At 74.3% G+C, this 12,162-nt stretch carries 8 protein-coding genes; 2 read left to right on the forward strand and 6 right to left on the reverse strand.

Annotated features, from left to right (window positions below):
- From M4D54_RS13020 to M4D54_RS13045, 6 genes are all read right to left on the reverse strand, one after another.
- The coding region (locus M4D54_RS13020; RefSeq protein ID WP_259891952.1) for an aminoglycoside phosphotransferase family protein at positions 1-2,188 on the reverse strand (2,188 nt) is incomplete at its 3' end.
- Positions 2,185-4,017 carry an ABC transporter ATP-binding protein gene (locus M4D54_RS13025; RefSeq protein WP_259891962.1) on the reverse strand — a complete coding sequence of 611 codons (1,833 nt, stop codon included), beginning with the start codon at positions 4,015-4,017 and terminating at the stop codon, positions 2,185-2,187. The genes M4D54_RS13020 and M4D54_RS13025, both read right to left, overlap by 4 nt.
- A gap of 59 nt (positions 4,018-4,076) precedes the next feature.
- Positions 4,077-5,288: a glycosyltransferase family 4 protein gene (locus M4D54_RS13030; protein ID WP_259891953.1), complete on the reverse strand. Its 1,212-nt coding sequence runs from the start codon at positions 5,286-5,288 to the stop codon at positions 4,077-4,079.
- Positions 5,285-6,574: a glycosyltransferase gene (locus tag M4D54_RS13035; RefSeq protein WP_259891954.1), complete on the reverse strand. Its 1,290-nt coding sequence runs from the start codon at positions 6,572-6,574 to the stop codon at positions 5,285-5,287. Before M4D54_RS13035 ends, M4D54_RS13030 begins: the two co-directional genes overlap by 4 nt.
- Positions 6,564-7,778, reverse strand: coding sequence for a glycosyltransferase family protein (locus tag M4D54_RS13040; RefSeq protein ID WP_259891956.1), 1,215 nt, complete (start codon positions 7,776-7,778; stop codon positions 6,564-6,566). The genes M4D54_RS13035 and M4D54_RS13040 overlap by 11 nt, the downstream gene beginning before the upstream one ends.
- Positions 7,779-7,992: 214 nt before the next feature.
- A complete protein-coding gene (locus tag M4D54_RS13045) occupies positions 7,993-10,023 on the reverse strand; it encodes an ATP-binding cassette domain-containing protein (RefSeq protein WP_259891959.1) in 2,031 nt (676 codons plus the stop codon).
- 216 nt (positions 10,024-10,239) lie between these two features.
- Here M4D54_RS13045 and gluQRS point away from each other — a divergent pair, with 216 nt between their 5' ends.
- Both gluQRS and M4D54_RS13055 read left to right on the forward strand, forming a co-directional pair.
- Entirely contained in the window at positions 10,240-11,172 is a 933-nt protein-coding gene (gene gluQRS / locus M4D54_RS13050; RefSeq protein WP_259891964.1) for a tRNA glutamyl-Q(34) synthetase GluQRS, read from the forward strand.
- Positions 11,173-11,322: 150 nt separating this feature from the next.
- A partial coding sequence (locus tag M4D54_RS13055; protein ID WP_259891960.1) for a YhgE/Pip domain-containing protein occupies positions 11,323-12,162 on the forward strand: 840 nt, incomplete at its 3' end.

Here is a 12,162-nt window from a genome sequence, read left to right on the forward strand (position 1 = left end):
CCCCTGGAGCGGGCCCGCTCAGGGCCGCCCGAGGGCTCGGAACTCCCAGCCGGCCTCGCGCCAGCAGGGAGCGGGCCATCCCGGCGGCGGCCTGCCGCCACCGGGGTCGTAGGGCGTACAGGCAGGTCAGGCGGGCCAGGGTGGCCGTCTCGTAGGCGGCGAGGTTCGCGGCGGGCAGGTCGAGGGCGGCGGTGGCGCGGTCGATCTCCTCGCGCACCTGCCGGGCCTGCTCGGGGCTCCAGGTGCCCTGCCGCTTTCGCCAGGTGGCGTGGGCGCGCAGGTTCGCGGCGTCCAGGGCGGGGTCGCCCAGGCAGGCCGTGTCGACGTCGAGCAGTCCGGGGCCCAGGGCGGGGTCCCACAGGATCTGCTTGTCGTGCAGGTCGCGGTGGATCAGGGCGGGCTGCGCCAGGGGCGGCAGCTGCTCCAGCAGACCGCGCGCCAGGTCCACGGCCCGATCGCGCAGCTCGGCCGCCCCGGGGTCCTCCCCGATCGCGCGCTGCTGCCACTTCTGGAGCACCGCGATCTCCTCGGCGGGCCCGTGCAGGGGCCCCTCGGGCAGGTCCGTGCGGGAGGTGCGCACGGCCTGCGCCCAGGCCTCGGCGGTCGCGCGCCAGGCGCGCCGCCAGGAGCCGTCGCCGGTGGGCAGGCCGTCGTGGAGGGGCCGACCGGGCAGCTCGGCGAAGGTGAGGCTCTCCTCCCGGACCTCGATCACCCGGGGCGTGCGGAAGGGACCGTCGAAGGCGGCGGCGCGCTGGATCGCGCCGAGGGCACGGCGGGTGCGGCCGCGGTTGGCGACCTTGATGTAGACGGTCGTGCCGTCCTCGGTGCGGTCCCGCAGCACCGCTCGCCTGCCCTCGCGGTGGGAGACGACGGTGGCACCCGGGTGGTCGGCCAGGGCACGCCCCAGGGCGGGCAGCTGCTCCTCGGTCGCGGCTCCCAGCAGGGTGCGGGCCAGGTCCAGGCGCTGCTGGATGCGGGCCGGCCAGTCGGGGTGGCAGCGGCGCATGGGATCGAGCGCCGCACCGAGCAGGGCACGGGCGGTCCAGGCAGCGAGCTCCGCGGGCGCGGGCAGCGGGACGTGCTCGGCGTAGGCGCGGAGGAAGGGGCCGGTGAGGTGGTCGCTCTCCTCGCTCAGGCAGGCCGCGATCCAGGAGCCGAGGTCGGCGCCGCGCGGCCCCGCGCCGGAGCGGTCCAGGTCCACCACGCGGATCTGCGACGCCGTGGAGCCGAGCAGCACCTGGTCGGGGCTGAGGTCGCCGTGGATCAGCGCTTCCTGCCAGGCCTCGGCGCCAGGGGCGGGCAGCAGCTGGTCGAGGCTCGCGATCAGCTCCTGCACCTGTTCGGTGCGCTGCGGCAGCAGATCGCACAGCACGTCGGTGGCACTGGGGATGCGATCGCCGAGGCGTGCCCGGGGCAGCACCCCGGTCGACGGTGCGCTCGCCTCGGCGCCGCCCGTGTGCAGTCGCCCGATCGCGTGCCCGAGCGCGGCGGCGGCCTGCCCGGCGTGAGGATCCGTGGCGCGGGCGGCGAGGTCCCCTCTCCCCCACCGCTGGCCGATCAGCACGGAGGAGCGGTGCTTCCAGGTGCGCTGGGGGACGGTGGGCACGCCTCGTCGCTCCCACTCCCGGCTGATGCCGAGCTGGTCCTCGAGGGAGCGGACGGCCACCCGCAGCACCTCCCCGCTCCCGGGCAGCTCGAGCAGCAGGTGTCGGCCGGGGTTGTAGCTGAGCACCCGGGGTGCGGGCCCGTCGGGCAGGCGTCGCAGCACGCCCTGCACGGCCCTGCCGAGGCGGGGATCGCTGTCCGCGCCTCCGCTGAGCAGGAAGGGGCCGTCGGTCTCCTGCCCCGGCACGGCGTGCTCGGTGACCTCGATGCCGCCGCGGTCGGCTCGGCGCAGGACGCCGTCGCGCTTGTCGCGGGAGGCCACCAGCTGCGCCCAGCCGACGTGGGCGAGGTCGCGGCCCCGGCTGTCGTCGGCACCGCCGGCAGCCACCGCCCGGTGGGAGACCAGCACGGAGGCGCCGGGCTTGATGCGCACCCGGTCGATCTCCACCTCGCGGCCCAGCAGCACTGTCAGCGCGGCGGGGTCCAGCACCCGCTGCGCGCCGGGCAGGGCGGCGTGCGCGCTCAGCCAGTCCTCGGGGACGACAGGCCAGGCGGGGCTGCGGTCGAGCTGCGGGTCGCTCATGAGGGCACCTCCTGGTAGGCCTGTGCGCCTGCCTGCTCGGCACTGCGCTGCTCGAGGATCCAGCGGGCGTAGCGGGAGGTGGGGTCAGCGGCCAGCTGGGCCGGGGCGCCGTCCTCGAGGATCTGGCCGTTCTCGAGCCACAGCACCCGGTCCAGGCCCGCCACGGTGGTGGCGTCGTGGGTGATGGAGATGGTGGTGCGGGAGCGGGCCAGCTCCAGCAGCGACTCGTTGACCTGTGCCTTCGAGGCCGGGTCGAGGCCGGTGGTGGCCTCGTCGAGCACCACCACGGGGGCGCGGCGGATCATGGCGCGGGCGATCGCGATCCGCTGCCGCTGCCCCCCGGAGAGGGTGTCACCGCGGTTGCCGAGCACGGTGTCGTACCCCCGGGGCAGGCCGATGATGAAGTCGTGGGCGCCAGCCCGGCGGGCGGCCTCCTCGATCTCGGTGTCCGAGGCGTCGCGGCGGCCGAAGCGGATGTTCTCCCGCACCGAGACGGAGAACAGCACGGACTCCTGCGGGAGGATCGCCACGTGCCGGCGCAGATCGGCCAGGCTCACGGTGCGGGTGTCGTAGCCGCCCACCCGGACCCTGCCGTGCTGCGGCTCCGCCAGGCGCAGCAGGTAGGAGACCAGGGTGGACTTGCCGCCCCCGGAGGGGCCCAGGATCCCGATGTGCTGACCGGCGGGGATCTTCAGGTCCAGGCCCTCGAACAGGGGCCGGCCGTGGCCGTCGGGCGAGGTGATGCCCTCGAACTCGACCGTGCCGCGCACCTGCCGCATGGGCACGGGGCGGTCGGGGTCGGCGATCTCCACCTGCTCGTCCAGCAGGTCGGCGATGCGCTCGCCGGAAGCGGAGGCGCGGGCGATGCGACCGGTGTACTTGGCCATGTCGCGCAGGGGCTTCATGGCGATCTTCAGGTACGTCAGGAACAGCACCATGTCACCGGGGGTCATCGCACCGCGCAGCACCTGCAGACTGCCGATCAGCAGCACGGCGGCCTGGGCGAATCCCACCAGCACGTCGGTGGAGCGCTCCAGGCCCGCGGCCAGCTTCTTGGCCCTGACCCCTGCCTTCATGGCCTTCTCGTTGCCGCCGGCGAACTCGTGGGCGACGGTCTTCTCCAGGCCGTAGGACTGCACCACGCGGATCGCGCCCAGCGCCTCCGCGGCGGCCCCCACCAGGGATCCCTCGCCCTTGCGGGTGGAGCGGGAGGCGGTGACGATCTTCGGGGAGGAGCGGCGCGACAGCAGCAGGTAGCCCAGGGCCGCGCCCACCACCACGACGCTGAGGATCGGGTCCAGCAGCACCATCACCACCAGCAGCACCGCCAGGGTGATCACGTTGCCCACCAGCGGCAGGCCGGCGGTGACGGCCACGTCCTGCAGGCGGCCCACGTCCCCCACCAGGCGCTGGGAGGTGTCGCCGATGGAGGCGCGGGAGTGGTAGCGCAGGGACAGGGCCTGCACGTGATCGAACACGCGGGTGCGCAGCTCGGTGGCGATGCGGGCGCCCACCTTCGCGAAGGACACGGTGGAGAGGTAGTTGGTGCCCGCCCGCCCGGCGATGATCACCACCAGGCCCAGGGCGGCCGCGATCACGGTGCCACGCACGTCGAGCCCGAAGGGGGTGGCGGAAGGGATGTCGGCCCCCAGGGCGGAGGTGACGGCGTCGACCGCGTACTTCAGCGGCCACGGCTCGAGCACCCGGAACACCACGTCGGCCAGCAGCGCCACCATGCCCAGCAGGCACAGGGCGAGATGGCGCGGCAGGTGCGGGCGGATCACCGCGAGGGTGCGCCGCAGCGCCGAGGGGTCCAGCTTCCCCTTCATCGCCTTCGACGCGGGCTTCGTCAAGGGCGCCTTCGTCCGGGTGGTCCTCGAGGTGCCCGTCATCGGGCCCCCGCCCCGGCGCCCACCGGCTCCAGTGCGCGGGCCAGCAGCTCGCGGCAGCGGATCCGCCAGTCGTGCTCGGTGACGGCGGCCTGGCGCGAGGCGCGGCTCAGGCGCGCCCGATGCCCTGGGTCGGCGGCCAGCTCGTCGAGGGCCTCGGCCAGGGCGTCCACGTCGCCGGGCTCCACCAGCACGCCCAGCTCCCCGTGCTCCAGCACGCCGGGGATGGTGCCGATGGCGGAAGCCACCACGGGCAGCCCGGCAGCGAGGTACTCGTACACCTTCAGCGGGGAGAAGTAGTGCTCCCCGGGCGGGTACGGGGCGGTGGCGATGTCCATGCCGTGCAGCACGGAGGGCACCTGCTCGGGGGCCACGGCCCCGCGGAAGCGCACCCTCGCAGCGATGCCCAGCTCGGCGGCCAGCTGCTCGAGGGCGTGCTGCTGGGGGCCGGTGCCGCACACGTCCAGGCGCAGGTCGCCGCGGGTGCGGGCCAGGGCCCTCAACAGCACGTCGGTGCCGTGCCAGGGCTTGAGGGTGCCGACGAAGCCCACGGTCACCGGGCCGGACTGCGCCGGCTCCTGGCCCTGCTGCTCGTCCGGGGCCGTGCCCGCAGCCCCCTCGGGTCGCGGCGTGATGCGGGTGGTGTTGACCCCGTTGGGGGCGACCACCACGCAGGCGGGGTCGGCTCCCTCGCTGAGGGCCCAGTCGGCCACGGCCTCACTCACGCAGGAGATCAGGGTGGCCTCGCGCAGCTGGGCGCAGGTGGCGGCCAGGGCACCGGGCTCGTCGGCCAGGCTGCGGTGCTCGCGCTGCTCGGCGATCAGCGGGGCATTGACCTCCAGGATCGAGGGGATCTTTCCGGACAGCCGCGCGGCGGTGTCGGAGAACAGGGAGTAGCGCTCGTAGACCAGGTCGAAGCCCCCGGCGGCGATCTCCGCGGCGATGGCGGCGGAGGCCTCGGCGACGGCGCGCTCCCGCTCGGCGCCCTTGCCCTTGGGCAGGCGGTGGCGCCGCACCTCGAGGTCGGCGAGGTCCGCGGGCACGTGCTCGTCGGTGCGGGTGCAGAACACGGTCACGTGGTGGCCGTCGGCGCGCAGGGCCCGCACCACCTCCTGCACGTGAACGGAGGCCCCTTTGGTGCCGAACACCCCGATGCCGGGGTCGAGCAGGGCGTAGGCGATGGTCAGGGGGGTGCTCGGGGTGGTGCTCATCGGGGGTTCCTTCCGGCGGGGGCGCCTGCCAGCTCGCGCAGGGCGGCAGCCTGGAGGCGGGAGTCGTAGTGGGCCTCGACCAGCGCGCGAGCGGCGTCGGTGCGCTGCGCGGTGTCGGTGGCGGGGCCGATCGCCTCGGCGATCGCCGCGGTCAGTGCGGCGGTGTCTCCGGCCGGCACCAGCCAGCCGGTCTCCCCGTCGATCACCACTTCGCCGACGGCGGTGACATCGGCGGCCACGCAGGGGATGCCGCAGGCCATGGCCTCCAGCAGCACGGTGGGCAGGCCGTCGGCGTTGCCGTCCCCCGCGATCACGAAGGGCGCCACGAACAGATCGGCCTCTGCCAGCTGCGCGCGCACCTCCTCCTGGGTGCGCGGGCCCCACAGCCGGACGTGCTCGCCCATGTCGCGCTGCTGGATGCGGGCCTCGAGGTCGGCGCGCAGGGGCCCGTCGCCGATGATGTCGGCGCGCACGTCGTGGCCGTCGTGGCGCAGTGCGGCCACGGCATCGATCACCTGGTCGAATCCCTTCTTCTCCACCAGGCGGCCCACGCCGATCAGGCGCACCGGGCCGCCCCGGGGCATGCGCTCGGCAGTGCTGCCGCGGCGGTGGTACGGGAACCGCTCCAGCTCCAGTCCGTTGCGCACCAGGTGCAGGCGGGCGGTGTCCTCGCTGCCGAAGCACCCGCGCAGGTGGCGCAGGTTGTACTCGCTGATGGTGATGGCGTGGTGGGCATCGCGCAGCTTGCGCCGCAGGTCCTCGGGGTCCACGTCCTGGTGGAAGATGTCCTTGGCATGCGCCGTGAAGGAGTAGGGCAGGCCGCTGACCAGTCCGGCCAGGCGGGCCACGGTGGTGGCCACGGAGGCGAAGTGGGCATGCAGGTGGGTGACGCCGTGCTCGAGGGCCAGGCGGGCCACCGCGAGGGCCTGTTCGGCGTCGTCCACACCGGCCGCCACCAGCTCGTCCAGGTGCTCGGCCATCCCTGCCGCGAGCGCGGGCCGGGCCATGGTCTCGCCCCAGGTCTCCCACAGGCGGCGGGGGCTGGAGGCCCGGCCCACATGGATCACGGGGGCCTGGACGCGGGCCAGCTCCGGGTGGAAGCGGGCGTCGGTCGGGGGTCGCAGGGAGAAGATGACGATCTGCTCGCCGGCGGCCTCCCGGGCCAGGATCTCCGAGACGATGAAGGTCTCCGAGAAGCGCGGGTACATCTTCAGCACGTAGCCGATGCGGGCGGTCCCTGCCGGCGCTGCGGTCCCGGGGGTCGGAACGAGGGTCTCATCCTGCATGACGGGTCACCTCCGGGGCGGTGCGGCTCGAGGGACCCAGTAGGCGGGCGGCCAGGTGGGGCACCACGGACAGGCCGTCCAGGTCGATGCCGCTGCGGTCGATGCGGCCGGTGACGGCGGTCTGCCACCAGGCGCTCACGTCCTCGGGGGTCAGGGTCGCCGCATCGCGGGTCTCCACGGCACCCAGGGCGGCCAGGGCGGCGGCGCGGCGGGGCTGCTCCTGCCGGCGACGGGAGCGGGGCACCACCAGGGCGGGGGTGTCGGTGGCCATCACCTCGGCGATGGTGTTGTACCCGCCCATGCACACCACCGCGGCTGCCTCGGCGATCAGCTCGGGCACGTCGCTCGCGCTGTGCACCACAGTGGTCTCGCCCCCGCTGCGGGCCGTGAGCTCCTTGACCTGCTGCAGGTCGGTGTCGGACATCTGGGGGCCGGTGATCAGCAGGTGCCGGTGGTCCTTCGGCAGGCGGGCCTGGGCGGCGATGCGGGCCAGGCCCGCCCCGTCGGAGCCGCCGCCGAGCACGGTGAGCACGTAGGGCGGGGGCGGCTTCGGGGAGGTGCGGCCGCGGCGGGCGGGGCGCCCGGCGGGACGGCCGTGCCCGAGGTAGCCGGTGGTGGTGGCCAGGCGGGCCAGGGATCCGGACAGCTCCCCGGTGCGGCGCGGGTCGTACACGTGGTGGTCCCCGTACACCCACACCGCGTCGAGGTGCTCGGCCACGTGCTCGGCTCCTCCCAGGGCCTCCCACTCGGCGGCGGCCGCCCGAGGGGTGTCCAGCACCTCGCGCAGGCCCAGCACGGTGGCGGTGCCGCGGGCGCGCAGGTTCGCCAGCACCGGGCGCAGCTCGCCGTCGATGCCGAAGGGATGGCGGTCGACGATCAGCAGGTCGGGGTCGAAGGCGGTCAGGGCGGCGTCGATGGTGACGCTGCGCAGGTCGCGCAGGCGACCGCCGTCCATGTCCAGGCGGCGGGGCGTGTACCCCGTGCCGTCGCCGGAGCGGGTCATGCCCGGCAGCACCAGCCAGTCCCAGCCCTCCGGCAGGGGGTCACGGCTGGCGTCGGGGTGGCCGGCAATCAGCAGTCCGCGCACGCGGCCACCGACCAGGGCGGGCAGGTGGGATGCCATGGCGTAGGCGAGGGCGCGGTTGCGGCGGGCGTGGCCCAGCCCCACGGAGTCGTGGGAGTACAGGGCGATCGAGGTGTCCATCGTGGCCTCCTGGTGCTGCGGTGACAGCCAGGAGAATGCCGGGTGGCGGTGAGGTGAGGATGAAGTGCCGATGAGGACTCTCTCACCGACGATCCTCATCCCTGCCCCCTTCCTCGTTCCGTCCTCCACCTGCGCACATGCTGCGACCCTGCCTCGAGGGGCACGGTCGCAGGGCCGGGCATCGGGAAGGTGTCGGCCCGGTGTCGCGGGGGTGTCAGGCCCTCTCGTGCAGCCAGGTGCTGAGGTGGCTGTCGGGATCCTCGGCCAGGCGCTGGGGGGCGCCGTCCTCGACGATCTCGCCGCCGTCCAGCCACAGCACCCGATCGGCGGCCAGCACCGTGAGGGGATCGCGGCTGCGCACCAGGGCGGTGCGCCCGGCGGTGAGCGCCTCGAGGGCCTCGCGCACCTGCTCCAGCTCGGCGCCGTCCAGGCCTTCCTCGGCACCGTCCAGCAGCACGATCGGGGCCTCGCGCAGGAGGGCCCGGGCGATGGCGATCCGTCGCAACTGCCCGTCGCTCAGCCCAGGATCGGCGGGATCCAGCACCGTCTCGTACCCGTCGGCGAGCATCACGATGAAGTCGTCGGCCCCCGCGGTGCGGGCGGCCCGGGTGACCTCGTCGTCACTGGCTTCGGGGCGACCTGCACGGATGGTCTCGCGCACCGTGCCGGTCAGCAGGGCGGGCTCGCGGCCGACGACGGCCAGGTGCTCGCGCACGCCGGCGATCGGGGCGTGGGAGACGTCCTGCCCGTCCAGCAGCACCTGCCCCGCCTCCGGCGAGGTCGCGCGCGTCAGGCAGGCCAGCACGGCCGCGCTGTGGCTGCCGTCGCGGTCCAGCAGCACCACGTGCTGGCCTGCGGGTATATGCGCGCTGACGGCATCGAGGCGGGGATCGGCGAGGGTGAGGCCCCTCAAGGCGACCTCGCCGTCCAGCCGGCCCAGGGGCTGGGCGTCGGGGTGCTCCTCGGGGCCGCTGCTCTGCTCGAGCAGGGCGCGCAGGCGAACGGCCGCGGCGGAGGCGGCCGGCAGGTCGCCCAGCCGGCCCAGCGCGCGGTGCATGAGGACCACGCCGAGCACCACGGCCCCCAGGGCGAGTACGCGCTCCTCCCCCATCAGCAGCCCCAGCACCACGCCGGCAGCGGCGACGAGGGCGCCGACCAGGCCGGCCAGCGCCCGGGTGCGCCGGGCGGAGGCGCGGGCGGCGTCGGCGCGACGACCGGCGGTGGCGAGATCGTCGCCGGCACGCTGCTCGAGCCCATAGGCGCGGATGGTGCCGGTGGCCCCCAGCAGCTCGGCGGTGACGTGGGCCAGCGCATGCTCCTGCTCGGCGGCACGTTGCTCGCGGGTGCGCACCAGGCGGCGGCCCAGCAGCATCACCAGCACGTACGCGGTGGCCGTGGCGGCCACCAGGAGCGCCACCTGCGGCGCGGACCGCACCAGCACCACCAGCAGGGCGATCAGGGCGAGCACCCCGGTCGCCAGGGAGGGCAGGGTGCGGACCACCAGATCGCGCACTGCGGCGACGTCGTGGGTGAAGCGGGCCGCCGGGACCGGGTCGCCGGTGCCGCCGCCGTGGCGGTGCAGATGGGCGAGCAGCCTCGAGCGCAACTCGGAGGCCGCGCGCACGCCGGCGCGCTCGAGCAGGGCGGTGCGAAAGGTGGCGGTCAGCGCGTACAGCACGATCAGTCCGCCCAGCACCAGGGCGCCCTCCCGGTGAGGCGGCTGCAGGGCACGGTCCAGCGCCAGCGGGGCGACGGCCAGTGCCCAGATCCCGGCGACCAGCAGTGCGCCCGCGCCCAGCACGGACCAGTGGTGGTGGCGCAGGTGGGGGTCGATCAGGTCCACCGCGGTGCTGAGCCCACCTCCTCTGCGTCCCCGGCGCTCCTGGCGCGGCTCGACCTCGGTGCCGGCGGCGGTCGCGGCCCACACAGGGGGCTCCTCGGCTGTCGGGGTGAGAGCCGAGGCCCGCCCGCCCGGTACCACGGCGGGTCGGCCGGCCGGGGGGCGCAGACCTCTTTCGGTCCCGTGCCCCGGCTCGTGCACGGCCGGGGAGTCGACGGGGGTGGGGGCCAGCGCAGCGGTGGGGACGAGAGGGCCACTGGCGGGGGTGGGCAGCGGCGCGGGGGTGCGGCGCCTGCGCGCGGTGCCCACCTCGACCCAGGGCAGCTGCTCGTCCCAGGGCAGGTCCTCGCCGACCGGTGCGCTCCCCTGCGCGGTCGGGGCGGATGCGGTGGGTCGCGGTGACATGGCTCTCCTCCGGGAGGTCGGCTGGAGGACCCATCGTCACGACACCGGGTGAGGTGGGGGTGAGACGGTCATGAGGACCTTCTCAGCAATCCCCTCCAGGAGGAGCCGGATGATCACGGTGGATCTGTGGACCGCCCCTGGTCTGCCCCTGACTGCGAGCTTCCTAGACTGGCGTGCATGCCCGACGCCCCCTCCCCACCTCCGGAACAGCCCTCCATGCCGACGGCTGCGCCCTTGGCCCCCCACCCCGCCGGCGCCGGCCGCTACGCCCCCTCCCCCTCCGGGGACCTGCACCTGGGAAACCTGCGCACCGCGATCCTTGCCTGGGCCCTGGCTCGCCGCACGCACCGTCGCTTCCACCTGCGCGTGGAGGACCTTGATCGGGTGAAGGAAGGCTCCGAGGCACGCCAGCTGGAGGACCTCGTGGCCCTCGGCATCGACTGGGACGGCGAGGTGGTGCGGCAGTCCGAGCGCGGCGAGGCGCACGAGACGGCGATCGGGCAGCTCCAGGCCGCCGGTGTCGCGTACGAGTGCTACTGCACGCGCCGCGAGATCCTCGACGCGCCCAGCGCCCCGCACTCCCCTCCCGGCGCCTACCCCGGCACCTGCCGGGACCTCACGGACGATCAGCGCGAGACGGGCCGGGCGAAGATGCGGGAACTGCGACGCGAACCGGCCCTGCGCCTGCGCGCCGAGGTGAACGAGTGGACCGTCACCGACCTGTGGGCCGGACAGGTCACTGCGGCGGTGGACGATCTGGTGTTGCGCCGCGGCGATGGCGTGGTGGCGTACAACCTCGCCGTGGTGGTGGATGATGCCGCAGCCGGGGTGGACCAGGTGACCCGCGCCGATGACCTGCTCACCTCGGCCCCCCGCCAGGCCTACCTCGCGCACCTGCTGGGGCTGCCCGAGCCCACCTACGCGCACGTGCCGCTGGCCGTGAACACCAGCGGCGCGCGCCTTGCCAAGCGGGACGGCGCGGTGACGCTGCGCGACCGTCTGGCGCGGGGCGAGAGCGCGGCCGACGTGGTGGAGCGGATCGGTGACTCCCTGGGCCTTCCCGGCAGCCGCACCGCCGCGGACGTGCTGGAGCGGTGGGACCCGCAGAATCTGGTCCAAGAGCCGTGGGTGGTGGACCTCAAGGGCTGACGGGACCCCACTCCGCCTCTTCCCACAACTCCGAGGCCCCTGGCCACGGCCGGCAGCAATGCGTCTCGCGCCACGGGACCTTCGTCTACCGCGCCACACCTACCACGGAGTAATACCGCAACTCGGTACACGTATGTATCGTTTCGGCTCATGATGCGAATCCTGCGCTTCTTCCTGGCCGTGCTGACGACGGCGGCACGTGGCCTGGCCACGGCATCGCGTTCAGCAGCCCGCGCTCTCGGCAAGGGCATCAGGGCCGTCGGCCGAGGCACCTCCGCCACAGCGCGCGGCGCAGCAGCCCTGCTGCCCCGGGAGTGGAAGAAGCCGATCGCAGCTGTGTTCGTGCTGGGTCTGGCGCTGGTGCCGGTGATCTACTCCGGCAACATGACATGGTCCTTCCGGGACCCCGCCCACAGTCTCGACCAGATCACCGCAGCCGTGGTGAACCAGGACCAGCAGGCGTCGTTCACCCCTGCCGGAGGTGAGCCCACCACCATCGACGTGGGGGCCGAGTTCACCAAATCCCTGCTCGAGATCGACGAGGAGACCGCCTTCCACTTCGTGGAGGTCTCTCCTGCCCAGGCCCACCGCGGCCTGGCGGACGGCACCTACGGCGCCACGGTGGAGATCCCCTCCGACTTCTCCTCGAACATCGCCGCCCTGGGCAGTGACCCGGAGCAAGCCGCCCAGGCTGCTCCGGCCATGCTCACCGTCACCACCAACGACGCCGTGAACTACGTCGGCGGCAACTTCACCAAGTCCGTCGGTCAGGCCCTGACCGACTCCTTGCGCTCCACGGTGCTGGAGCAGTACCTGCACGGCATCTACGTGGGCTTCACCTCCATCCACAGCGGGATCGCCGACGCCGCTGACGGCGCCACCGACCTGGCTGACGGTGCCGCGCAGCTCTCCGACGGCACCGGCGATCTGGTCAACGGCGCGGGAGAGCTGGTGGACGGCACCGGGCAGCTCTCCTCCGGCGCGGACGAC

It is taken from the genome of Brachybacterium sp. p3-SID1565 (genome assembly GCF_025143785.1).
In the GTDB taxonomy this organism is placed as follows: Bacteria; Actinomycetota; Actinomycetes; order Actinomycetales; family Dermabacteraceae; genus Brachybacterium; species Brachybacterium epidermidis.